20 protein-coding genes and 1 pseudogene are annotated in these 22,739 nt (G+C 68.4%); 9 read left to right on the forward strand and 12 right to left on the reverse strand.

Annotation, left to right across the window (positions count from 1 at the left end; genetic code table 11):
- Nucleotides 1-29: 29 nt before the first annotated feature.
- Nucleotides 30-701 carry a phosphate signaling complex protein PhoU gene (phoU, locus tag ACFXIV_RS05925; RefSeq protein WP_379397979.1) on the forward strand — a complete coding sequence of 224 codons (672 nt, stop codon included), beginning with the start codon at nt 30-32 and terminating at the stop codon, nt 699-701.
- A 56-nt stretch (nt 702-757) separates the two neighbouring features.
- Here phoU and ACFXIV_RS05930 read toward each other — a convergent pair whose 3' ends face one another.
- The 7 genes from ACFXIV_RS05930 to ACFXIV_RS05960 all read right to left on the reverse strand — a co-directional run bounded on the left by ACFXIV_RS05930 (nt 758) and on the right by ACFXIV_RS05960 (nt 8,332).
- Entirely contained in the window at nt 758-2,374 is a 1,617-nt protein-coding gene (locus ACFXIV_RS05930) for an MFS transporter (protein WP_379397981.1), read from the reverse strand.
- Between the two features lie 187 nt (nt 2,375-2,561).
- Entirely contained in the window at nt 2,562-3,338 is a 777-nt protein-coding gene (gene pstB / locus ACFXIV_RS05935; protein WP_040854892.1) for a phosphate ABC transporter ATP-binding protein PstB, read from the reverse strand.
- A gap of 12 nt (nt 3,339-3,350) precedes the next feature.
- Nucleotides 3,351-4,250 carry a phosphate ABC transporter permease PstA gene (gene pstA, locus ACFXIV_RS05940; protein ID WP_379397983.1) on the reverse strand — a complete coding sequence of 300 codons (900 nt, stop codon included), beginning with the start codon at nt 4,248-4,250 and terminating at the stop codon, nt 3,351-3,353.
- On the reverse strand, nt 4,247-5,218 hold the full coding sequence (gene pstC, locus ACFXIV_RS05945; RefSeq protein WP_356998922.1) for a phosphate ABC transporter permease subunit PstC: 972 nt from the start codon (nt 5,216-5,218) through the stop codon (nt 4,247-4,249). The genes pstA and pstC overlap by 4 nt, the downstream gene beginning before the upstream one ends.
- Before the next feature lie 114 nt (nt 5,219-5,332).
- Complete coding sequence (gene pstS, locus ACFXIV_RS05950; protein WP_379397985.1) at nt 5,333-6,451, reverse strand: phosphate ABC transporter substrate-binding protein PstS; 1,119 nt, start codon at nt 6,449-6,451, stop codon at nt 5,333-5,335.
- Between the two features lie 229 nt (nt 6,452-6,680).
- Complete coding sequence (gene mshD, locus ACFXIV_RS05955; RefSeq protein ID WP_379397987.1) at nt 6,681-7,577, reverse strand: mycothiol synthase; 897 nt, start codon at nt 7,575-7,577, stop codon at nt 6,681-6,683.
- Nucleotides 7,577-8,332: a winged-helix domain-containing protein gene (locus ACFXIV_RS05960; protein WP_379397989.1), complete on the reverse strand. Its 756-nt coding sequence runs from the start codon at nt 8,330-8,332 to the stop codon at nt 7,577-7,579. Before ACFXIV_RS05960 ends, mshD begins: the two co-directional genes overlap by 1 nt.
- Nucleotides 8,333-8,578: 246 nt before the next feature.
- Between ACFXIV_RS05960 and ACFXIV_RS05965 the strand changes: the two genes are divergently transcribed.
- From ACFXIV_RS05965 to ACFXIV_RS05990, 6 genes are all read left to right on the forward strand, one after another.
- Nucleotides 8,579-9,454 carry an LmeA family phospholipid-binding protein gene (locus ACFXIV_RS05965; protein WP_379397991.1) on the forward strand — a complete coding sequence of 292 codons (876 nt, stop codon included), beginning with the start codon at nt 8,579-8,581 and terminating at the stop codon, nt 9,452-9,454.
- Nucleotides 9,451-9,909: a thioredoxin family protein gene (locus tag ACFXIV_RS05970; RefSeq protein ID WP_354830975.1), complete on the forward strand. Its 459-nt coding sequence runs from the start codon at nt 9,451-9,453 to the stop codon at nt 9,907-9,909. The genes ACFXIV_RS05965 and ACFXIV_RS05970 overlap by 4 nt, the downstream gene beginning before the upstream one ends.
- 255 nt (nt 9,910-10,164) lie before the next feature.
- Nucleotides 10,165-10,695 (forward strand): DUF4395 domain-containing protein, encoded by a 531-nt coding sequence (locus tag ACFXIV_RS05975; protein WP_379397993.1) that lies wholly within the window; start codon nt 10,165-10,167, stop codon nt 10,693-10,695.
- A 69-nt stretch (nt 10,696-10,764) separates the two neighbouring features.
- Entirely contained in the window at nt 10,765-11,598 is an 834-nt protein-coding gene (locus ACFXIV_RS05980) for a sulfurtransferase (protein ID WP_379397995.1), read from the forward strand.
- Nucleotides 11,599-11,604: 6 nt separating this feature from the next.
- A complete protein-coding gene (locus tag ACFXIV_RS05985; protein ID WP_354830981.1) occupies nt 11,605-11,910 on the forward strand; it encodes a DUF1416 domain-containing protein in 306 nt (101 codons plus the stop codon).
- A gap of 244 nt (nt 11,911-12,154) precedes the next feature.
- Nucleotides 12,155-12,853 (forward strand): FABP family protein, encoded by a 699-nt coding sequence (locus tag ACFXIV_RS05990; protein ID WP_379398252.1) that lies wholly within the window; start codon nt 12,155-12,157, stop codon nt 12,851-12,853.
- Between the two features lie 327 nt (nt 12,854-13,180).
- Here ACFXIV_RS05990 and ACFXIV_RS05995 read toward each other — a convergent pair whose 3' ends face one another.
- From ACFXIV_RS05995 to ACFXIV_RS06015, 5 genes and pseudogenes are all read right to left on the reverse strand, one after another.
- A complete protein-coding gene (locus ACFXIV_RS05995) occupies nt 13,181-14,857 on the reverse strand; it encodes an ATP-binding cassette domain-containing protein (protein WP_379397997.1) in 1,677 nt (558 codons plus the stop codon).
- A 335-nt stretch (nt 14,858-15,192) separates the two neighbouring features.
- Nucleotides 15,193-16,917, reverse strand: a pseudogene (gene cydD / locus ACFXIV_RS06000) (thiol reductant ABC exporter subunit CydD); the annotation flags it as partial.
- 66 nt (nt 16,918-16,983) lie between these two features.
- Nucleotides 16,984-18,033 (reverse strand): cytochrome d ubiquinol oxidase subunit II, encoded by a 1,050-nt coding sequence (gene cydB, locus ACFXIV_RS06005; protein WP_379397999.1) that lies wholly within the window; start codon nt 18,031-18,033, stop codon nt 16,984-16,986.
- A gap of 9 nt (nt 18,034-18,042) precedes the next feature.
- Nucleotides 18,043-19,515 carry a cytochrome ubiquinol oxidase subunit I gene (locus ACFXIV_RS06010; protein WP_379398000.1) on the reverse strand — a complete coding sequence of 491 codons (1,473 nt, stop codon included), beginning with the start codon at nt 19,513-19,515 and terminating at the stop codon, nt 18,043-18,045.
- A gap of 179 nt (nt 19,516-19,694) precedes the next feature.
- Nucleotides 19,695-20,621 carry an aminodeoxychorismate lyase gene (locus ACFXIV_RS06015; RefSeq protein ID WP_379398001.1) on the reverse strand — a complete coding sequence of 309 codons (927 nt, stop codon included), beginning with the start codon at nt 20,619-20,621 and terminating at the stop codon, nt 19,695-19,697.
- 319 nt (nt 20,622-20,940) lie between these two features.
- Between ACFXIV_RS06015 and ACFXIV_RS06020 the strand changes: the two genes are divergently transcribed.
- Nucleotides 20,941-22,056, forward strand: a complete 1,116-nt coding sequence (locus ACFXIV_RS06020) for a YgfZ/GcvT domain-containing protein (RefSeq protein ID WP_379398002.1) — start codon at nt 20,941-20,943, stop codon at nt 22,054-22,056.
- On the forward strand, nt 22,053-22,724 hold the full coding sequence (locus tag ACFXIV_RS06025; RefSeq protein WP_379398004.1) for an MOSC domain-containing protein: 672 nt from the start codon (nt 22,053-22,055) through the stop codon (nt 22,722-22,724). Before ACFXIV_RS06020 ends, ACFXIV_RS06025 begins: the two co-directional genes overlap by 4 nt.
- Nucleotides 22,725-22,739 lie beyond the last annotated feature (15 nt).

A 22,739-nucleotide genomic window follows, 5' to 3' on the forward strand; every position in this document is an offset into this window, starting at 1 on the left:
GTCAGCGGTGCACACTAATGTCTTGAGTCATGCGTGTCATCTACAACGAACAAATGGCCGAGCTCGCCGATCTGCTCGGCGGCATGGCCGGGCTCGCCGGATCGGCGATGGAGCGGGCCACCCAGTCCCTGCTCAGTGCCGATCTCGAGCTCGCGGAGCAGGTGATCACCGAATACGACCGCATCGCCGAGATGATCCAGCTGGCCGAGGAGAAGGCCTTCGCGCTGCTGGCCCTGCAGGCCCCCGTCGCCGGTGATCTGCGGCAGGTGGTCAGCGCGATTCAGATCGTCGCCGATGTGAACCGGATGGGCGTGCTGGCGCTGCACGTGGCCAAGATGACCCGGCGGCGCTTCCCGGCGCACGCCGTGCCGGAGGCCGTCAACAGCTACTTCGCCGAGATGGGCCGGGTCGCGGTCAAGATGGGTGCCACCGCCAAGGAGGTGCTGGAGTCCCGCGATCCCGAGCGGGCCGCCAAGCTCACCGACGACGACGAGGCGATGGACGACCTGCGCAAGCACCTGTTCACGCTGATCATGGACCGCGACTGGCAGTTCGGCGTGGCGGCGGCCGTGGATGTGGCGCTGCTGGGCCGCTACTACGAGCGCTTCGCCGACCACGCCGTCGAGATCGGGCGTCGCGTGGTGTTCCTGGTCACCGGCGTGCTGCCGCCCGACCCGGACTCCGAGAAGGAAAGCATCTAGGACGACGAACGAGGGAGTTCCGGGGCGACCCCGGAACTCCCTCGTTTCGGTGCGGGTCAGTCCTCGCCGGACTCGCGCCAGCCCATCAGGATCGATCGGCCCCGTTCGGGGCGCCACGGGAGCGTCGCGGCCACGATGACCGCGCACACCACCAGGGTGCCGACCGCGACATAGGATGCGGCCTCGGCGCCCTGCATGGCCGCGACCTTCATGGCATGGATCAGATCCGCCTTCGCCTGCGCCAGCAGCGGATTCACCGGCGCCTTCACGATCCCGATGATGCTGATGGGCGTATTGCCCGCCAGTTCCTTCTGCTGCGCGTTCATGATCTGCGCGGGAATCGCGTCGATCCGGCCGCCGATCTTCCCGGCGTAGACCGAGGTCATGATCGAGCCCAGCAGGGCCACCCCGAGCGCGCCGCCCACTTCACGCGTGGTGTCGTTGACCGCCGAGCCCGCCCCCGCCTCCTCGAGCGGCACCGCGCCCATGATGGATTCGGTCGCCGGCCCCTGCACCACCGCGAAGCCCAGGCCCATCAGGATCATGGACACCACAACCGGTCCCAGATAAGGGGTTTCGACGGTGGTCCGGCCCGCGATGTACATGGCCACCGCCAGGATCAGCAGCCCGGACACCAGCATGGCCGTGGTGCCCACCCGCTGCGCCAGCATGGTCGCGATGGGTGCGCCGAAGCCCACCGCCACCGCGAAAGGCAGTGAGTGGATGCCGAATTCGAGCGGCGAGAGCTCCTTCACGCCCTGGAAGTACTGGGTGATCAGGAACAGGAAGCCGAATGCCGAGAAGTAGGACACCGTGATCGCCAGCGACGGCAGCGCGAAGCGGCGATTGCGGAACAGCCGCATGTTCAGCACCGGCGCGGGCACCCGCAGCTCCCAGCCCACGAACGCGGCCAGCAGGGCGATCGAAAGCAGGTAGCCCGCAAGGCTTTCGGTCGCGAACCAGCCGTGCTTGGGGGCCTCGATGATGGACCACACCAGCGCGGTCACCCCGGCCAGGGACAGCAGGATGCCGATGCGGTCGAGCCGATCCACCTGGTCGGCACGGGATTCCGGCACGGTGGCCAGCACCGCCCCGATACCCGCCAGCGCCACGGGGACATTGATCCAGAACACCGAGTGCCAGGAGAAGTACTCGAGCAGCCAGCCACCGACGGTCGGGCCGATGGCGACGGCGATGCCGGCCATGGCCGTCCACAGCGCGATGGCGGCGGCGCGCTCGCGGGCCGCGGTGAAGATATTGGTGATGAGCGCCAGCGTGGCCGGGAAGACCACGGCCGCGAACACGCCCATGCCGGCGCGCGCCGCGATGACCTGTCCGAGGCCGGAGGAGAGTGCGCCGGCAGCGGACATGACCGCGACGCCGCTGAGTCCGATGATCATGAACAGCCGTCGCCCGAACCGGTCGCCGAGGTGTCCCATGGCGAGCAGCAGGCCGGAGAAGGCCAGGGTGAACGCGTCCACGATCCATTGCAGGCCGCTCATGTCGGCCTGCAGCTGCACGGCCATGGACGGCAGGGCCACATTGACCAGCGTGTTGTCCAGGACCACCAGCAATTCCGCGAGACAGATGGCGATCAGGGCAGCCACCTTGGCCCGCTGCGGCAGTTCCGCCGCGGCCTGTCCGGATCCCGGGCTCGCCGTTGAGACGGTCATCCGACACCTCCTTACTAAACCGATCGGTTTACCAACAGGGTCAGACTAACTGTTACTAACGGTTGCACACAATCATCGGCAGGCCATATGACCGACGCCACACAGCGGCCGCTTACACCTCCCCACCTGCACAAACGGAACGGCCCCTGCCAGATGACAGGGGCCGTGAACGCCGGAAGGTCTGTTTTTAGCCGAAGCGACCCGAGATGTAGTCCTCGGTCTGCTTCTGCGACGGGTTGGAGAAGATCTTCTCCGTCTCGTCGATCTCGATGAGTTTGCCCGGCTTGCCCTGCGCCTCCAGATTGAAGAAGGCGGTCTGGTCACTCACACGCGCGGCCTGCTGCATGTTGTGGGTGACGATGACGATGGTGAACTCCTTCTTCAGCTCGGTGATCAGATCCTCGATCGCGAGCGTGGAGATGGGGTCCAGCGCCGAACACGGCTCGTCCATGAGCAGCACGTCCGGCGACACCGCGATGGCGCGGGCGATGCACAGACGCTGCTGCTGACCACCGGACAGGCCACCGCCCGGCTTGTCGAGGCGGTCCTTGACCTCGTTCCAGAGGTTCGCGCCGCGCAGCGACTGCTCGGCCACCTCGTCCAGCTGGGACTTGTTGCGAATGCCCTGCAGCTTCAGGCCCGCCACCACATTGTCGCGAATCGACATGGTGGGGAACGGGTTCGGCCGCTGGAACACCATGCCGATGGTGCGGCGCACGCCGACCGGATCGACCTGGGCGCCGTAGATGTCCTCGCCGTCGAGCAGCACCGCGCCCTCGACGCGGGCCTCCGGGGTCACCTCGTGCATGCGGTTGAGCGCGCGCAGCACGGTCGACTTGCCACAACCGGACGGACCGATGAACGCGGTCACGCTGCGCGGCAGCACCGTCAGCCCGACATTGGCGACCGCATGGAACTTGCCGTAGTAGATATTGAGGTCTTTGACGTCAATTCGCTTGGCCATCAGTCTTTCCTTCTATCGGTTCCGCGTCAGCAGCTTGTTGACCGCCGCGGCGGCGAGGTACAGCAGCGCGATGATCAGGATCAGGGTCAGCGCCGCACCCCAGATGCGCTCGCGGCCGGCGGGCTCCGGATTCGACAGTTCCTGGTACATCAGCAGCGGAAGCGAGGCCATATTGCCGTTGAAGACATCGAAGTTGATGGCCTTCGAGTAACCCACCAGCACCAGCACCGGCGCGGTCTCACCCATGACGCGGGCGACGGCCAGCAGCATGCCCGAGATCATGCCCGGCGCGGCGGTCGGAATCACGATCCGCACAATGGTTTTCCACTTCGGAATGCCGAGAGCGTAAGAGGCTTCCCGCAATTCGTCCGGAACCAGCTTGAGCATCTCCTCGGTGCTGCGCACCACCACCGGCAGCATGAGCAGCACCAGGGCCAGCGACACCGCGAAGGCGCTCTGCGGGTTGCCGAAGGTGGCGATCCACAGCGCGAAGATGAACAGCGCGGCCACGATCGAGGGCACACCGGCCAGGATGTCCACCATGAAGGTGGTGGTCTTGGCCAGCCAGCCCCGGCCGTACTCGACCAGGAAGACGGCGGCCATGATGCCGAGCGGCACCGCGATGATCGCGGCGATGCCCGACTGCACGATGGTGCCGTAGATGGCGTGGTAGACACCGCCGGCGTGCTGATCGGGCAGCACACCGTTCTGCGACTTGGTCCACCAGTCGATATTGGCGACGGCCTTCGCGCCCTTCTGCATCACCACGTACAGCACCCAGAGCAGCGGCACCAGGGCCAGGCCGAAGCACAGCCAGACCAGGCCGGTGGCGACATTGTTCTTGAGCCGGCGGGCGACGCTGACATGCCGGAAGGTCGGCGCCTTGATCGGCTTGTCGAGTGTGGTGGTCATCCGTTGACCTTCCCGCCGGCCGCCAGCCGAGCCAGTGCGTTGACGACGAACGTCAGAGCGAACAACACGAAACCGGCGGCGATGTAGGCGCCGGTCGGCAGCTTCGAGCTGAATTCCGAAGCGGCCGAGGCGATCTTGGAGGCGAAGGTGTAGCCGCCGTCGAACAGCGACCAGTGGCCGGCCTTGGTCGAGGTGCGCAGCACGATCAGGACCGCGATGGTCTCACCGAGCGCGCGACCGAGGCCGAGCATGGAACCGGCGATCACGCCCGAGCGGCCGAACGGCAGCACGGTCAGGCGCACCACTTCCCACTTGGTGGCGCCCAGCGCCTGCGCCGCCTCGATCTGCGAGCGCGGGGTGAGGCCGAAGACCTCACGGCTGACGGAGGTGATGATCGGCAGGATCATCACCGCCAGCACCACACCGGCGGTGAAGATGGTGCCGCCACCGGCGATGCTGACATTGCCGTCGGAGAACAGGAACAACCAGTTCAGATTCTTGTTCAGGAAGTCCTGGAAGGGCCCCAGCTTGGGGGCCACGACCAGGAGACCCCAGAGACCGAACACGATCGACGGCACGGCCGCCAGCAGATCCACGATGATCGAGAACGGTCGCGCGAGCGCCTTCGGCGAATACTGCGTCAGGAACAGCGCGATGCCCACACCGATCGGCACGGCGATCGCCAGCGCGAACACCGAGCTCAGCACCGTGACCATGAACAGGTCCTTGATGCCGAAGCGCAGGTTGTTCTCGTCCTTGACGTTGAACTCGGTGGTGGTGAAGAAGTTCGCCTTGTTCGCCATGATCGAGGGCCACGCCCGGATCAGCAGGAACAGTGCGATCAGGGCGATGGCGGCGACGATGATCCCGCCGGCGGCCGTGGCCGCCGAGCGGAAGGCGAACTCCGCGCCGAACTTCGTGGGTGCGCCGCGCCCCGCGGCCGGTTTGGTGCTGGGTTCGGTCGGCATCAGCGCAGTATCCCCCGGCAGTTGGGCACGGTCATCCCTCGGGTCGGTCGAAACGGACAGGCCCGAGGATGCAGCTTCGTCGTGCACGGTCATCGTGGTTTTTCGATCAGGCGATCACTGAATGGCGTTGATCGCGGTCGTCAGCTTGGTCTTGAACGCGTCCGGCAGCGGCACGTAGCCGGCGTCGGCGAGACCGGTCTGGCCGTTGCCGACCGCCGAGGTCAGGAACGCCTTGACGGCCTTGGCGGTGTCGGCGTCGCTGTACTTCGAGCAGACGATCTCGTAGGTGGCCAGCATGATCGGGTACGCGCCCGCGGTGGTGGGCTTGTAGATCGAGCTGTTGTCCAGCACCAGGTCGTTGCCCTGACCGGCGACCTTGGCGGCGTCGACGGCCTTGCCCGCGGACTCGGCGGTCAGCTCGACCGGCTTCGGGTCGTTGGAGGTGGCGGTGGTCAGCACGCGCACGGTGGACAGCTTCTGCGCCTTGGCGAAGGACCACTCGGTGTAGGTGATGGTGAACTTGGTGTTCGCGACCGCGCCCGAGGTGCCGTCCGAACCCTTGGCGCCCTCACCGACGCCACCGTTGAAGGCCTTGCCCGCGCCCTTGGTGTAGCCACCGGCGGCGGTCAGGTACTTCTGGAAGTTGTCGGTGGTGCCCGACTCGTCGGAGCGGAAGATCACGCCGATCTTGTCCGATGGCAGCTTGTCGGCCTTGTTGGTGTTCAGGGCCTTGATCTGCGGGTCGTTCCAGGTGGTGATGTCACCGGAGAAGATCTTGGCGAGGGTCGGCGGGTCCAGGACCAGGTCGTCCATGCCGGGGATGTTGTACGCGACGGCGATCGGGCCGAAGACGGCCGGCAGGTTCCAGGCCGGGCTGCCGCAGCGGGCGGCGGCCTTGTCGGTCTCGCCCTTGTCGGCGGACAGCGGCGAGTCCGAACCGGCGAAATCGGTCTGGTTGCCGATGAATTCGTTCACGCCGGCGCCGGAGCCCGAGCCGGTGTAGTCCAGCTTGGCGCCGCTGCAGTTCGCCTGGTAGGCGGCAACGAAGCGGTCCATCGCGTTCTTCTGGGCGGTCGAGCCGCTGGCCTTCAGCGAGGTCTTCCCGCCACACGCGACGTCGATCTTGGCGCCGCCGTTGGCGGTGCTGTTGTTGTCACTGCCACAGGCGGACAGAGTCAGGGCACCGGCCGCGGCCAACACACCGAGCAGGGCGCTGCTGCGCTTGAGATTCACCTATTCCTCCGGGAATCACGATTGCACGTCCAACCCCTCAACGGTCGGACGGGCGCGATTGGCGGCTGTTCGCTGCGAACTAGCGCACCGGGCAGCGGTCTGCGGCCCACTTGCAACGTAAGGGCACCTGGTTGACAGTTGGACCAGCACAGGTGAACGAGAGATGAACAACCCACCCTGATTGCGGCACACCGGATGTGACATTAACCGCACTGTTGCCGAAGGGATTTCAGGACCCGCTCGAGTAGGCGACGTCGATGTGGAATCGGGTGAAACCGAGCCGGGTGTAGGTGTGGACGGCCGCGGTGTTGTCGCCCTCGGTGTAGAGCAGCACCGCACCGAGACCGCGGTCCCGCAGATAGTGCAGACCCGCCAGGGTCAGCAGCCGGCCCAGGCCGCGGCCCTGCGCATCGGGGTCGATGCCGACCACGTAGACCTCACCGATCGGCGGGGTCTCGTCGGAATGCACCTTGGTCCAGTGGAATCCGAGGACGCGCTCGGGCCGCGCCGGATCCACGGCGATGAACAGACCCTTGGGATCGAACCAGGATTCGGCGCGGCGGGCGTCGATATCGCGCTCGGTCCAGCCGCCCTGTTCGGGATGCCAGGAGAAGGCGGCACCGTTCACACGCAGCAGTTCGGCATCGTCGGAAGGCCCTGTGTAAGTGCGTAGTTCGAGTCCGTCGGGCACGGCCAATTCCGGTAGCTCCGAATTAGCCAGTTCTCTTCGCATTTGCCACAATTCACGCGAAACGGACAAGCCCAACCGGGCCGCCACCGCCCGCGCGGGCGGCAGGTCACCGTGCGCCCAGACCCGCGCACCCGGCCCGCCCGCGGCCAGTGCGGCGGCCACCAGACCTGCGCCGATCCCGTTCCCGCGGGCCGCCGGATCCACGGCGACCTCCGCCATGGCCGGATGCTCGTCATGGGCCGGAACCAGATTCGCGTACCCGGCGACCGCGCCATCGCGGATGTCCACCAGATGTCGTGCGGGCGAATCATTTCCGAGCGAGAGCACCGCTTGTTCGGATACCGGTGCCACGCCGTCGGCGGCAGTGGCGCGCTCCAGGACCGCCCGCACCTGCGCGGCGGTCTCGGCGGGCAGGCGGTCGGCCCAGGAGGTCATCAGAGAGCGCCGTTCGCCGTGGTCAATTCGGAGTCGTCGGTGCCGTCGGAGTCGGGGAAGGTGACCGCCTCGCCCTTGCCGGCCGTGCGCGCCGGGCGCACCGCTTTGTAGCCGACATTGCGGACCGTACCGATCAGCGACTCGTATTCACTGCCCAGCTTGGCGCGCAGGCGTCTCACGTGCACGTCCACGGTGCGGGTGCCGCCGAAGAAGTCGTAGCCCCAGACCTCCTGCAGCAGCTGGGCACGGGTGAACACCCGGCCGGCGTGCTGCGCCAGGTATTTGAGGAGTTCGAACTCCTTGTAGGTCAGGTCGAGCGGGCGGCCGCGTAGCCGGGCGGTGTAGGTGCCCTCGTCGATCACCAGCTCGCCGAGGGTGATCTTGCCGGTGTTCTCCGGGCTGGCGACCCCGCCGTTGCGGGCCACCAGCAGGCGCAGCCGGGCGTCGAGCTCGGCGGGCCCGGTGCCGGGCAGCAGGATGTCGTCGAGTCCCCAGTCCGCGTTCACCGCGACCAGACCGCCCTCGGTCAGCACGGCCACCACCGGCACCGACGATCCGGTGCTACCCAGCAAACGGCACAGTCCCCGCGCGGCGGCCAGATCGGTGCGGGCATCGACCAGCGCCACGTCGGCGGAACCCGCCTCGAGCAGCGATGCCACCTCGGTGGGCGCGGGTCGCACGTGGTGCGGCAGCAACGCCAGCGACGGCAACACCGACTCGGGGTTGGGGTCGGAGGTCAGCAGGAGCAGCTCCATGGGGGCCCTCCATCCCATCTGGCATGTGTGTGGCTACCGCATTGTCCGCCACTACCTCATGCAGGTCATCACAGGTAATCGCTGCCTACATTAGCGTGTCTCGGCCGACACCCTCGTATTCCGGCCAGCCGTCGCAACCGTTCGGTCCGGTCCGGTTCCCATTCACCTGTCATTCACCGGGCCGCGACCGGCCCGAGTCGGACGTCGGCGGGTGGTAACGGCACACCTCCCTATTAGGGTGCAGCTATGCGTTTCCGGAGGCTGCTCATCGGACTGCTCTGCCTGGCAGGGCTGGCCGTCCTACTCGATTTCGGGGTAGCGGCGTATTCCGAGTACCGGGTCTCGCGACTCCTGCGGACCGGTTCGGACCTGAGCGCCGATCCGGAGATCACCATTCACGAGTCGCTGCGGCACCCGTTCGTCGCCCAGGCGCTGGACGGTCAGTACGGAAACATCGACGTCCGCGCCCGCGCCATGCGTCCGGACATTCCCGGCCGGATCACGGTCGAGGCCGATCTGACCGGCGCGCACCTGTCGATGCGCAATCTCATCGACGGCAATGTGGGCCAGGTCCCGGTGGACGAGGTGCAGGCCCGCATGCGCATCGAGCCGACCGAGCTGGGCCGGCTGTTCAAGATTCCGGACCTGCAGGTCTTCGGCCCGCCCGCCGACAAGTCCGACGGCTCCGGCGGTTCCGGCAGTGTCCCCACGACCAACGGGGGCACCATCATCCTGGAGGGCACCGTGCCGGTCGGCCCGGACGCCGACACCGTGGCGGTCACCGATCCGCCCGGCGACGGCGGCGAGAAGGTGACGAAGAAGAAGGTGCACGTGCTCGCCGATCTGCGGCTGGTGGGCGACGAGGTGCGGATCACCGCCACCGCCATCGCGGGCCGGGACCTGCAGGCCGACACCGATTCGGTGCTCCCCGACCAGGACCGGATCGTCATCCCCGAGCAGGACCGGCCCGCGGTCCTGGCCCGCTTCACCCGTACCCTCGACACCAAGAACATGCCGTTCGGCATCGTCCCGACCCGGGTCCAGGCCAGCGGCGGGCAGATCGTGGTGGAGGGCGCCGGGCGCAATGCGATCGTCGACCTGGACAGGTTGCAGAAACAATGATCGCGATCGAGATTCTGGTGGTCATGCTGGTCCTGGCGACCGGCGTGGGAATCCTGGTGCGCCGCAACGAGGGTCGCGTGCGCGCCGCCGCCGCGGCGAATCCGCCTGAGCCCGAATCGAATCGGGCCGCGCTGCTGGCCGCGGCCGGCGTGATCCCGGGACGGCCCACCGTGCTGCACTTCTCGGCCGACTGGTGCGGCCCGTGCGCGGCGGTGCGCCGGGTGGTCGCGTCGGTGGTCGGCGAGCTGGAGTCGGCCGAGCTGCCGCCACTGGATCTCGAGGTCGACATCGACGCGTATCCGGAGCTGGCGCGCGAGCTGAACGTGCTCTCGCTGCCCACCACTTTCGGATTGGATTCTCGAGGATTGGAACGCTTCCGGATCTCCGGCGTTCCGAAGGCGGCGGATCTGCGCACGTCATTGGCCCCTTTAACGGTCGCCGGCTCCGCTGAGTGATCAGCATTACGGACCCCGGGTCCAATTTCCCCCGAAAATTGGGTAAACTGCCTCTCGTGCAATCCAACCGCGAGCTGATGCTCACCCGACGCCGCACGGTAGACCTGTGCCGGCTCGGTGGTTGTTGCTGCCTGTGCCGCTAGCCGGTCGGCCTTTCGTATTCCCCTGTCGCCGACCGGATTTGACCCGCTGTCGAGAGATCGTTTCGATCCTCCGGCGATCTGGCCAATACACCTTCAGCGCAGGAGCACTCCCATGTCGAACCCTCATCCGAGCACATCACCCGCAGGACGGAGCACACCGCCCGCCGGGCAGGTGGATGTCCGTGGCCCCCGCTTCGCCGCCTGGATCACCACCGCGGTGCTCGCCCTCGTTCTGATCCTCGCCGCCGTCTCGGTTCCCGCCGCCACCGTGCTGCTGGCGCTGCAGGCCATCGTGTTCGGCCTGGGCGCGGCCTACGGTCCGCGCCGGAGCCCGTACGGCCGGCTCTACGCCGCCGCGGTCGCCCCGCGCGTCGGTGCGCCGACCGAGCTGGAACCCGTTGCGCCGCTGCGCTTCGCGCAGCTGGTGGGCCTGGCCTTCGCGGTGCTGGGCGTGCTGGGCTTCGCGGCCGGCAGCCCCGTGGCGGGCGCGATCTTCACCGGATTCGCGCTGTTCGCAGCCTTCCTCAACGCGGCCTTCGGAATCTGCCTGGGCTGCAAGATCTATCCGCTGGTCGCGCGGTTCCGCTCGGCCCCGGGCAGCACCGTCCCGACCTCGACCAGCTCCGTGAACTCCTCTGTCTGACCCCCGACCGTCCATCCCTCAACCACACGAACGCAACGCCTGTACCGGCACCGCATCGAAAGGAACAACATGGCTCGCTCCGATGTCCTGGTCTCCGCAGACTGGGTCGAAGAGAACCTCAACACCCCGGGCGTCGTCCTCGTCGAGGTCGACGAAGACACCTCGGCCTACGACCTGGGACACATCGAGGGCGCCGTGCGTCTCGACTGGAAGAAGGACCTGCAGGACCAGGTTCGCCGCGACTTCGTGAGCCAGGAGCAGTTCTCTGCCCTGCTGTCCGAGCGTGGCATCGCCAACGACGACACCGTGGTGCTGTACGGCGGCAACAACAACTGGTTCGCGGCCTACGCCTACTGGTACTTCAAGCTGTACGGCCACCAGGACGTCAAGCTGCTCGACGGTGGCCGCAAGAAGTGGGAGCTGGACGGCCGTGAGCTGACCAAGGAGATCAAGGACCGCGCTGCCACCGAGTACAAGGCCGCCGCGCAGGACCTGTCCATCCGCGCCTTCCGCGACGAGGTCATCGAGGCCATCGGCGCCAAGAACCTGGTCGACGTGCGCTCCCCCGACGAGTTCTCGGGCAAGATCCTGGCTCCCGCGCACCTGCCGCAGGAGCAGTCGCAGCGTCCGGGCCACATCCCGACCGCCATCAACGTGCCGTGGTCCAAGGCCGCGAACGAGGACGGCACCTTCAAGAGCGACGCCGACCTGGCGGAGATCTACAAGGAGGCCGGGCTGGACGGCGACAAGCTGACCATCGCCTACTGCCGCATCGGTGAGCGTTCCTCGCACACCTGGTTCGTGCTGCAGGAGCTGCTGGGCCACCAGAACGTCAAGAACTACGACGGGTCCTGGACCGAGTACGGGTCCCTCGTCGGTGCACCGATCGAGTTGGGAGCGTAATTACCTATGTGTGCAGCACCTACCCAGGGCCAGGCCCTGCCCGCCAACGTCGACGTCGAGAAGGAGACGGTCATCACCGGCCGCGTCCTGACCGCTGACGGCCAGACCGTCGGTGGCGCGTTCGTCCGCCTGCTGGACGGCAACGGCGACTTCACCGCCGAGGTCGTGGCCTCGGGCACCGGCGACTTCCGCTTCTTCGCGGCGCCGGGCACGTGGACCCTGCGCGCGCTGTCCGCGTCCGGCAACGGCACCGTCGAGGTGTCGCCGGAGGGCGCCGGCATCCACAACGTGGACGTCAGCGTCGCCAAGTAGGCGAAACATCAAGAACGGCCCCGGGATTCGTGATCCCGGGGCCGTTCTCGTGGGTGCCGGAGTTTTTCCCGGGGTCGTTTTCACGTGATTCCGGCGGTGCGATTACACTCCGAGACGTGGTGCTTACCTTCGAGATTCTGCTGGTTCTCGTCTCCGTGCTGATCGCCTGGTTCGGTCTGTACGTCCTCTACCGGCTGTTCACCGAGTCGTGACAGATCCGGCCCACGAGAACATCGAAAACGGAGTGGCCAACGGTTCGTCGTCGTCGACGCCGGTCGTTCGCCACGACGAGGGCGCGAAGCCCGCTGATGCTGCCGCCCTCCGGCGCAGCGGCGACCAGGCGGTCGCGGACGCGGCCGAGCGTGCCAAGTCGACCGGGTCGCTGAACGTTCCGACGCTCCCCGATCTGCCGTTGCCCGTCGATACCGCGAACCTGCGGCTGGGCCCGGATCTGAGTTCCTCCATGCTCGCGCTGCTGCCGCTGGTCGGTGTGTGGCGCGGTGAGGGCGAGGGCAATGATTTCGAGACCGGCGACTACCGCTTCGGTCAGCAGATCATCGTCTCGCACGACGGCGGCGACTACCTGACCTGGGAGGCGCGCTCCTGGAAGCTGGACGCCCAGGGCGAGTACGTGGGCCCGGATCTGCGGGAGAGCGGTTTCTGGCGGGTCGGCATCGACGGTGACGACGAGGTGCTGGAGCTGCTGCTCACCCACTCCACCGGCATTGTCGAGCTGTTCTACGGCCAGGCGCTCACCCAGTCCTCCTGGGAGCTGGCCACCGACGTGGTGATCCGCAGCCAGTCCGGCATCGTGGTGGGCGGCGCGAAGCGGCTCTACGGCATTGTCGAGGGCGGCGACCTGGGCTACGTCGAGGAGCGCATCGCCGCCGACGGCGCACTGGAGCCGCGGCTCTCGGCACGGTTGCAGCGCTACATCGGCTAGCAGATTCAGCGAAGCCCCGTCCGGCCGGACGGGGCTTTTTCATGCGTGGATGTGCGGAACAGGTACGGCCCCCGAGTCATACCAGCGGAAGATGCAACATTTTCACGCTGATCCGGTCGGACGGACCGTAACTCGGGGGCCGGGTGGCTGCCTTGGATTCGCGAGGGCTCGCGCGATCGGAATCCGATTGCAGCGGTAGCGCCTAGCTGGCAGCCACCTCACGCGTCCTAGAAATCATTCTCGAACCACCTCCTTCCTGTGTACCGACGAAATTAGTCGGATGAGACAGTGGCGGCAACGTATTTTCTCGGATTGCGAAATCGCAGGTCAGGCCGGCGTTGTGGGAATAGATCGAGCGATGGCGACGGTGCCGCCCGGCTCGACGCGAACGATGGTGTCCGCCTTCGTGTCCGGCGGCAGCTGGTGGGTGACGACGACCACGGTGCGGTCACGCTCCACCAGACCGCTGGATTCGTCGAGCAGGCGGCGCAGCAGCTCGGCCCCGGCTTCGGCCTCCAGGTGTTCGGTGGGTTCGTCGAGCAGCAGTACGCGGGCCGGGGCGAGCAGGGCGCGGGCCAGCAGGAGGCGCCGGCGCTGACCACCCGAGACCGCGGCCGCGCCGCCGACCAGATCGGTCTCGACGCCGTCGGGGAGGGAGTCCAGCCAGTCGCCGGCTCCGACTGCGCGCAGAGCGGATTCGGCCTCGCCCGGGGTGATGTCGCCGCGGGCCACGCGCAGGTTCTCCAGCACCGTGGTGCCGAACAGGTGCGCGTCCTCGGCGAAGAAGGTGACGCCCGGGCGCGGCGTCTCGAAGAGCCCGGCCCAGGACATCAGCAGCGTGGTCTTGCCCGCGCCGCTGGGGCCGACCACGGCGATCCGGCGGCCCGGCGGCAGCGCCGGGAGATTCGGTGCGGGAGCCTCGGATTCGCCGTGCTCGAGCCGATCCAGGCGGTGCAGGGCGGCGCGACCGGTGGTGAGGGCCTGCGCGGCGGCCGGGAGCACCGCCACGGCCTCGAAGGCGGATAGCGGGACCAGGACCAGCACCGTGAACGCCATCGGGGTGATGCCGCCCGGCGGGACGGTCTGGAAGCCGGCGGTCGGGATGGGAGAACCGCTGCCGTACAGCACGATTCCGATGAGCAGCGCCCCCAGCACGCTCACCCCGATGGACAGTGGCAGCACCGCCGCGGCCCACGCGCTGCGTGCCGCCGCCCGATCCTCCGCCGCGACCGCCCGCTGCCCCGCCGCGGCGGCCGCGCCGACCGCCCCGGAAAGCCGGCCCGCCACCCGCAATTCGGGCGCGTGGTCCAGCACGGTCAGCGCCTCGGCGGTGAACTCGGTGCGATCGGTCCGCACCGCGAGCTCCGCCTCCCGGGCCGCGCGCGCCGACAGCCACGGCGCGATGATGCCCGAAACGGCCAGCGCCACCGCCAGAATCACCGCCGCGGACACCGAGATACTCGCCAGCAGTCCGACGGCCAGCAGCGACAGGATCAGCGCCACCGCGATCGGGACGAACGCGCGTACCACCACGGCCCAGAGATCGTCGATATCGCTCATGACCCGGCCGAGCAGCTCACCGCGCCGCAGATTCGTCGGATCCCCCTGCCGGGCTTCGTCTTCCGCGCCCGCCGGTCCGGCGGCATCGCCGTCCACCGACCCGGTCCGCCGCAACCGCCAGATGTCCGCACCCGCCAGCGTCCGATAGGTCGTGGTCCGCGCGGTGCTCATGGACCGCAACGCCACATCGTGAGTGGCCAGCCGCTCCAGATACCGGCACAGCCCGCGCGAAATACCCAGCGCCCGAACGGTCACCACGGCAATGCTCAGATCCAGCACCGGCGGCATCTGCCACGCCCGCGCAATCAGCCACGCCGCCAACGCCGCCAGCCCGAGCCCGCTCCCGAGCGCCAGCACCCCCCATCCCACCGACAGCGCCATCCGCCCCCGCGACAGCTCGAGCAGCTCCCGAATCCGCCGGAAATCGGCCAGTACCGCCCTCATCGCGCCGACACCTCCATCGAGCTCACCGCGCCCGCGCTCCCGGTCGCGCCGCTCCCGGCTCGGCCGAGTGCGCCCCCGTCCGCTCGACGGGGACTCGGATCCGCTCGCGGACCCGATACCGACTCGGCGGCAGCGGTTTCCGGCGCGGGTCCGCAGGCACCCGGATCCGGAGCGGCCGCTGACCCTTCGATCCCTGTTCCGGTGGATGCGCCGGAAGACCCTGGCGCGGCGTTGCCGCCGAGCTGGGCGGCCGAGTTCGTCGCCGCCTGTGATTGCCGTGGCGCAGCGGCCGTCGTATCCGACTGTGGTTCATGCTCGGACTGCGCCGTGGTCGTGGCCCGGACTTCGACCACGTGGTCTGCGATGGCGAGAACGGAGGGGCGGTGGGCGACCACGACGACGGTGGCTCCGGCGCGGGCGCGGGCGGTCAGGGCCGCGAGAACCGTTGTCTCGGAGGCATCGTCGAGGTGGGCGGTGGGTTCGTCCAGGAGCAGGATCGTGCGCGGGGCGGCGAGGGTGCGGGTGAGGGCGAGGCGCTGGCGCTGGCCCAGGGAGAGGCCGATGCCGCCGGCGCCGAGCACGGTGTCCCAGCGGGACGGGAGGGTGGCCAGAACGGCGTCGAAACCGGTTGCGGCGCAGGCGGCGTCGACCTGGTCCGGGCCGGATGGGGGGCCCAGGAGTTCGAGGTTGGCGCGGAGGGTGCCGGGGACGAGAACCGGGCGCTGGGGCAGCCAGGCGATGTGGGACCACCACTGGTCGGGGTCCAGGTCGGAGACGGGTATGCCGTCGACGAGAACGCTTCCGGAGTCCGGGGTGAGCAGGCCCAGGATGGCTTGCAGCGCGGTCGATTTGCCGCACCCGTTCGGGCCGGTCAGGACTGTGACCGTGCCCGGCCGGAGGGCAGCGGACAGCCCTTCGGGTGCGTATCCGTCGCGCGACCGCACGGTGAGTTCGCGGATGTCGATGTGGCCGTGCGGGTTCCGGTGCTCGGGTCCGGCCGGCACGGGCGGCGGCGCCGCGGATGCCGCATCGGTGTTCGCGTCGGCGGCCGGCGCGGTGTCCGGCTCGAGGATGGCGAAAGCCTTGTCGGCGGCGGCCATTCCGTCCTGGGCAGCGTGGAAACGTTCGCCGACGGCGCGCAGCGGGAGGTACACCTCGGGGGCGAGGATGAGGGCGAGCAGGCCCGCGTACAGGCCCATGTGGCCGAACACCAGGCGCATGCCGATGGAGACCGCGACCAGGGCCACGCACAGGGTGGCGAGCATCTCCAGGACCATGGAGGACAGGAACGCCAGGCGCAGCGCCGACATGGTCCGGCGATGCAGCACATCGCCGAGCTCGCGGACCCGGCCCGCCATGCTGCGCGGTGAATCACCGTCTCCCCCACCGCTGTCCGCGCGTCCCGTCTCGCGGCCGAGCGCGCGCAGGGTCGGCATGCCCGCGAAGAGGTCGAGGAGCTGGTCGGAGAGCCGGGTGGTGGCGGCCAGGGTGCCGGCGGATCTCCCCTGGGTGAGCAGGCCGATGAGGATCATGAAGATCGGGATCAGCGGCAGGGTCACGAAGATGATCAGGCCGGAGACCCAGTCGTGCACCGCGATCACGGCCAGCATCACCGGTGGGACGAGCATCGCCAGCAGCAGGGCGGGCAGGTAGCCCGCGAGGTAGGCGCGCAGCCCGCTCAATCCGGAGCCGACCACGACCGCGAGTTCGGTGCGGCGGCTCTCCAATTCCCGGGGCGGGAGCTGGGCCCCGGCTGCCAGCGCGGCGGTCTCGAGTTCGGCGACCACCTGCGCCCCGGCCCGGTGCGCGAGCCGCGACTGCCACCAGGTGGCGGCCGCCCGGCACCCGACCGCGACCGCGAAGATCACCAGTTCGGCGATCCAGGAACCGATGCGGCGCTGGCCCGGTTCGGTGATGACCCCCGCGAGCACCCGCGCCAGCGCGAGCGCCGCGACGACGATGCACCCCGTGGTGACCAGCGACAGCCCCACGCTCAGCCCGAGATACCTGCGGGCGGAGCGAGCGTGCCGCCACAGTCGCGGGTCCACCGGTCGTGCCATGGTCGATCTCCTCTGCGAACGGGCGCGCCGGGCCCGTGGACATCACGTCCGGCGCGCCCGCTCCGTTCAGCTCTTCGCGGATTCCATGGGCAGCCCGATCGAGGCCGGGATCTGCTCCATGGTGAGCCGCTTGCGGAACACCCAGTACGTCCAAGCCTGGTAGATCAGCACGATCGGGACCAGGGCCACCGCGACCCAGCTCATCACCACCAGCGTGTAGTGGGTCGAGGACGCCGCCACGGTGCCGCCGCGGCCGTCGACGGTGAGGCTGTACGCGTCATTGATGGTGGACGGCAGCACATTCGGGAACAGCGACCCGAACAGCAGCACGGTGGCCGCCGCGATAGTGACCGCGGTGCCGGTGAAGGCCCAGCCGTCCCGGCCCCGGATGGCGGCGAGACCCGCCACCACCAGCCCGACCACGGCCAGCACCAGCGGAATCCAGGTCCAGCCCTTACCGTGGGCGAGCTGGGTCCAGATGCCGAAGGACGCCACCACCACCGCGGTGGGCGCGAAGATCAGCCGGATGATGCGGTGGGCGTCGTCGCGCACCTCGCTGCCGGTCTTCAGGGCGATGAACACCGCGCCGTGCAGCAGGAACAGCAGCAGCGTGGCCAGCCCGCCGAGAATGCCGTACGGGTTGAGCAGGTCGAGCAGCGTGCCCTGGATGTGCTTGTGCTCGTTGAGCTGCACACCGCGCACGATGTTCGCGAAGGCCAGACCCCAGGCCAGCGCCGGAATCCACGACCCGAGCGCAATGCCCACGTCACACCAGGTGCGCCAGCGCGGATCGTTGATCTTGCCGCGCCACTCGATGGCGCAGGCCCGCGCGATCAGCCCGACCAGGATGAGCAGCAGCGCCAGATAGAACCCGGAGAACAGGCTGGCGTACCACTCCGGGAAGGCGGCGAACATGGCGCCGCCGCCGGTGAGCAGCCACACCTCGTTGCCGTCCCATACCGGGCCGATGGTGTTGAGCACGGTCCGCTTCTTCTGCTCGTCGCCGCGACCGATGATCGGCATCAGCATGCCGACGCCGAAGTCGAAGCCCTCCAGCACGAAATAGCCGGTGAACAGCACTGCGATCAGGAGAAACCAGAATTCTGGGAGACTCATCCTCGGCTCCTAGTAGGCGAAGGAAAGCTTCTCGACGGGCTCCCCGGTCATCTTCGGGCCCGTATCGGTGGACGCCTTCTCGGGTCCGGCGATCACATAGCGGCGCATCAGGTAGAACCACGCGATGGCCAGCAGTCCGTAGAGCGCCGTGAAGACGATCAGCGAGGTGAGCACCGTGCCCGCCGATACCCCGGAGACGCCCTGCTGCACCGTCATCCGGATGTGCTGGTCGCCGGTCGGGTTGGGTGCGACCACCCAGGGCTGACGGCCCATCTCGGTGAACACCCAGCCGGAGATATTGCCCAGGTAGGGGGTGGCGATGGCGAGCAGCGAAAGCCACTTGTACCAGGTCTGATCCGGTACCCGGCCGCGGCGGGTGACCCAGAATCCGGCCAGCGCCAACAGGATCGGGCCGGCCATGAAGCCGATCATGGCGCGGAAGGACCAGTAGGTCACGAACAGGTTGGGCCGGTAGTCGCCGACGCCGTACTTCTGGTTGTACTCGACCTGCAGGTCCTTGACGCCCTTCAGGGTGACGCCGGTGAAGTCGCCACTGGCCAGCCACGGCAGCACGTAGGGCACCTCGATGAGGTGGTCCACGCTGTCGCAGTTGTTGTGGGTGCCGACCGTCAGGACCGAGAAGTCGGGGTCGGTCTCGGTGTGGCACAGCGATTCGGCCGAGGCCATCTTCATGGGCTGCTGCTTGAACATGAGCTTGCCCTGGATGTCACCGGTGAAGATGAGGGCGACCGAGGCGACCAGGATCACGTACAGGCCCAGGCGCGCGCTCGGCCGCCACATGGTGCGGGCCTCCTCGATCGGCGCGTCGCTGCTCTCGGCCTTGCTCTTGCGCGCATTGCGCACCATCCACCATCCGGCGATGCCCGCGACGAAAGTGCCTGCGGTGAGGAAGGATCCGGCCACCACGTGTGGGAAGGCGGCGAGGGTGGTGTTGTTGGTCAGCACCTCCCAGATGCTGTGCAGTTCGGCGCGGCCGGTCTCCGGGTTGTACTTCGCGCCGACCGGGTGCTGCATGAACGAGTTGGCCGCGATGATGAAGTACGCGGAGGCGTTGGTGCCGATGGCGACCAGCCAGATGCAGGCCAGGTGCACTTTCTGCGGCAGCCGGGTCCAGCCGAAGATCCACAGGCCCAGGAAGGTCGATTCCATGAAGAAGGCGACCAGCGCCTCCATGGCCAGCGGGGCGCCGAACACGTCGCCGACGAAGCGGGAGTATTCGCTCCAGCCCATGCCGAACTGGAATTCCTGCACGATGCCGGTGGCGACGCCGAGGGCGAAGTTGATCAGGAACAGCTTGCCGAAAAACTTTGTGAGCCTGAGCCAGTGCTCCTTACCGGTGATCACCCAGGCGGTCTGCATGCCCGCGACGAGCGGAGCGAGGCCGATGGTGAGCGGCACCAGGACGAAGTGATAGACGGTGGTAATTCCGAATTGCCAGCGCGCCAGATCTACGACGCTCATCCGACCTCCCTGCCGATCTACGACATAACGTAGTACCCGACATTACGCCCATGGGAGCTCAGATCAACGTATGCCTCACCACAGCGTGCCAGATATTTGCCGGAATGTGACGGACACGCCGCGGCGAATCCCACCGGTCACCGCCGGAACCTGGTGACCGTCAAGGAAACCCGGGCCGATCACCAGTCGGCGAGGCTCCCGGGCAGCGCGATGCCACGATTCACCATCTCGACGATCTCGTCCGCGTTCTCCGGCGCCGACATGCGCAGTCCGTCCAGGGAATTGACCCGCGCGGCCAGGGTGATCGAGGACAGCATCCAGATCGCGTCGGCGGTGATCAGGTCGGCGGTGAACAGCGGCTCGTACAGGCACTCCCAGCCCGCCTTCTCCGCCTGCGCGAACAATGCGCGCTGGGTGGTGCCGGGCAGCACGCCATTGCGCGCGGGCGGGCTGATGAGCTTGTCGTCGCGCTGCACAACGACTGTCGAGCGCGGACCCTCCAGCACCCGATGTTCGGTGCTGGTGAAGATGACGTCGTCGGCGCCCATCCGCTGGGCGAACCGCAGCGCGGACATATTGGTGGCGTAGGACAGGCTTTTCGCACCCAGCAGCAGCCACGGCGCGTTCTGCGCCAGGTCGATGGAGATGCCCTTCGAGAGCGTGATCACCGAAACACCCTCGGTGCGCGCCTTTTCCACGCGGTCCGGGACCGGCACCACGAAAACGTAACCGGTGGTTGCCGGTTCGGCGCCGGCCAGGTCCCCACCCTTGTTCGCCATTCGTTCGCCAGCGGCTCCGTGATCGCTGTCACGCCCCCGGGTGAGCACCATGCGCAGCGTCCCCTCACGCTCGCTCCCCCACTGCTCGGCGGCCAGCTCCACCGCGAACCGCCACGCCTCCAGATCCGGCGCGGGCAAATCGAGCGCCTCCGCCGAGCGGCGTAGCCGGGCCAGATGCAACTCCAGGGCACAGGGCACGCCCGCGCGCACCAGCACCGTCTCGAAGATGCCGTCCCCCCGCAGCACCCCGATGTCGTCCGCATACAACAACGGCGCGTCCGGATCCCGGATCGCGCCGTCGAGTGTCACCAAAACCCGTTCCACCATGGACTCGACCCTATGACAGATGGCGGACCCCGGCGGGCATACCGCGCCACCCAGCCCGTAAACCCGCCTGCCGCCACGCCGTAAACCTCTGCCCGCGGCCCATTGGCGACATCGTTCCGGGCACGACGAACCCACCCATGACCTGATCACGCCACCCGGTCCCGTCTCCCAACGCGACGACTGATCTCGCACGGATCCGGGTAACTCACCGGGTGCGTCCACAATCGGTTCGGCTCCCGGCCGCCGGCACGCGTGCCCAACCGCCAACGGCTCTCGAGCCGTGCGCTGAAGGCACGGAGCGGCGGGTTAGTGTGGGTGTGTGTCCTCATCGGTTGCACCCAGTCCGATTCTGCAGGTTCCAGGGGCTGTCGCGGGGCTGCCGGAGTCACCGGATGCCGCGGTCGCGTGGCATTACGGCGATCCGTTCGGCGAGCAGCGCGCGGCGGTACAGGGGGTTGCGGTGGTCGATCGCTCCCACCGATTCGTGCTGTCGATCACGGGCAAGGAACGGCTGAGCTGGCTGCACACCATCTCCAGTCAGGCGGTCGCCGAACTGGGCGACCGGGAATCCGCCGAGAATCTGGACCTGGATCTGAACGGCCGGGTGCTCAACCACTTCGTGCTCACCGACCTGGACGGCACGGTGTGGATCGACACCGAGGGCGCGCGCGGCCCCGAGCTGCTGAGCTTCCTGCAGAAGATGGTGTTCTGGGCCGACGCGAAACCCGTCGACGCGAACGACCATGCGGTGCTGAGCCTGCTGGGCCCGGGTGTGACCGAGCTCATCGAAACCCTCGGCGTCCCAGCCCTTCCCGGCACCTATCGCGCGGTCCCCCTGCCCGGCGGCGGTTTCCTGCGCCGCATGCCCTGGCCCACCGCCGACTCCTTCGACCTGATCGTCCCGCGCGACCAGCTGGTCACCTGGTGGACGCGGCTGCGCGACGCGGGCGCGGCGCCAGCGGGCCTGTGGGCGTTCGAGGCGCTGCGGGTGGCCGCGCTGCGCCCGCGCCTGGGCGTCGACACCGACGACCGCACCATCCCGCACGAGGTGAACTGGATCGGCGGCCCCGCCGAACACGGTGCGGTGCATCTGAACAAGGGCTGCTACCGCGGCCAGGAGACGGTGGCCCGGGTGCACAACCTCGGCAAGCCGCCCCGGCACCTGGTGCTGCTGCACCTGGACGGTTCCGCGGATTCCCGCCCCGCGACCGGCGACCCGGTGACCGCGGGCGGCCGGGCCGTCGGCGTCCTGGGCACCGTGATCGACCACTACGAACTCGGCCCGATCGCCCTCGCCCTGATCAAACGCACCATCCCGGCCGACACCGCCCTGGTGGCGGGCCCGTGTGCGGCGGCCATCGACCCGGATTCGATGCCCGCCCACGACGAGCCGCAGGCCGGCCGGCTCGCCGTCGAGAAGCTGCGCGGCCGGTGAACGCCGTCGTTCCGGCCGGCCGGGTGCTGGCCGTCTGCGTCGTGCACGCCGAACTGGAGGTGCCCGCCCGGTCCTCCAAGGTGGGTCGCACCGCCATCGACAAACGCCCGGTGCCGCACCGGGTTCCGGTCCGGGCGCTGGGGCTGGACGGCGACCACGTGTGCGACACCAAACATCACGGCGGCGTGGACCAGGCCGTCTACGCCTATGCGGAGGAGGACGCGCGGCGCTGGGCCACCGAGCTCGGCCGGGACCTCGACGCGGGCTGGTTCGGCGAGAACCTGCGCCTGACCGGCCTGCCCGTGAGCGACGCGGTCATCGGCGAGCGCTGGGCCATCGGCGAAACCCTGCTCGAGGTGTCCGCCCCGCGCGTCCCGTGCTCCACCTTCCAGTGGCACTCCGGCGAACCGCAGTGGGTGAAACGCTTCACCGCACAGGCGAATACGGGCGCCTATCTGCGCGTGCTCACCGAGGGCACGATCGGCGCGGGCGACGAGGTGCGGGTGGTGTACGTGCCCGAGCACCGGATCACCGTCCGCGACCTGTTCACCGGCGCCGACCCGGCCCGCCTGGAACTGCTGGCCGAGGCCGAACCCACCATCTCCGACGACGTCCGCATGCAGATCGATCGTCACCGCCGCCGTCACGTCGGGGCGGCCGCCCGATGACACCGACTTCCGAGG

Origin of the sequence: Nocardia sp. NPDC059236 (assembly GCF_042754085.1) — a bacterium.
GTDB lineage: Bacteria > Actinomycetota > Actinomycetes > Mycobacteriales > Mycobacteriaceae > Nocardia.

Excerpts from the sequence above, each read along its gene's own strand:
- cydB (WP_379397999.1), bottom strand. The coding sequence starts at position 18,033 with ATGAGTCTCCCAGAATTCTGGTTTCTCCTGATCGCAGTGCTGTTCACC.
- ACFXIV_RS05995 (WP_379397997.1), bottom strand. The coding sequence starts at position 14,857 with ATGAGGGCGGTACTGGCCGATTTCCGGCGGATTCGGGAGCTGCTCGAG.
- pstB (WP_040854892.1), bottom strand. The coding sequence starts at position 3,338 with ATGGCCAAGCGAATTGACGTCAAAGACCTCAATATCTACTACGGCAAG.
- ACFXIV_RS05985 (WP_354830981.1), top strand. The coding sequence starts at position 11,605 with ATGTGTGCAGCACCTACCCAGGGCCAGGCCCTGCCCGCCAACGTCGAC.
- ACFXIV_RS05980 (WP_379397995.1), top strand. The coding sequence starts at position 10,765 with ATGGCTCGCTCCGATGTCCTGGTCTCCGCAGACTGGGTCGAAGAGAAC.
- pstC (WP_356998922.1), bottom strand. The coding sequence starts at position 5,218 with ATGCCGACCGAACCCAGCACCAAACCGGCCGCGGGGCGCGGCGCACCC.
- phoU (WP_379397979.1), top strand. The coding sequence starts at position 30 with ATGCGTGTCATCTACAACGAACAAATGGCCGAGCTCGCCGATCTGCTC.
- ACFXIV_RS05970 (WP_354830975.1), top strand. The coding sequence starts at position 9,451 with ATGATCGCGATCGAGATTCTGGTGGTCATGCTGGTCCTGGCGACCGGC.
- ACFXIV_RS05960 (WP_379397989.1), bottom strand. The coding sequence starts at position 8,332 with ATGGAGCTGCTCCTGCTGACCTCCGACCCCAACCCCGAGTCGGTGTTG.
- ACFXIV_RS06010 (WP_379398000.1), bottom strand. The coding sequence starts at position 19,515 with ATGAGCGTCGTAGATCTGGCGCGCTGGCAATTCGGAATTACCACCGTC.
- ACFXIV_RS05965 (WP_379397991.1), top strand. The coding sequence starts at position 8,579 with ATGCGTTTCCGGAGGCTGCTCATCGGACTGCTCTGCCTGGCAGGGCTG.
- ACFXIV_RS05930 (WP_379397981.1), bottom strand. The coding sequence starts at position 2,374 with ATGACCGTCTCAACGGCGAGCCCGGGATCCGGACAGGCCGCGGCGGAA.
- pstA (WP_379397983.1), bottom strand. The coding sequence starts at position 4,250 with ATGACCACCACACTCGACAAGCCGATCAAGGCGCCGACCTTCCGGCAT.
- ACFXIV_RS06015 (WP_379398001.1), bottom strand. The coding sequence starts at position 20,621 with ATGGTGGAACGGGTTTTGGTGACACTCGACGGCGCGATCCGGGATCCG.
- mshD (WP_379397987.1), bottom strand. The coding sequence starts at position 7,577 with ATGACCTCCTGGGCCGACCGCCTGCCCGCCGAGACCGCCGCGCAGGTG.
- ACFXIV_RS05975 (WP_379397993.1), top strand. The coding sequence starts at position 10,165 with ATGTCGAACCCTCATCCGAGCACATCACCCGCAGGACGGAGCACACCG.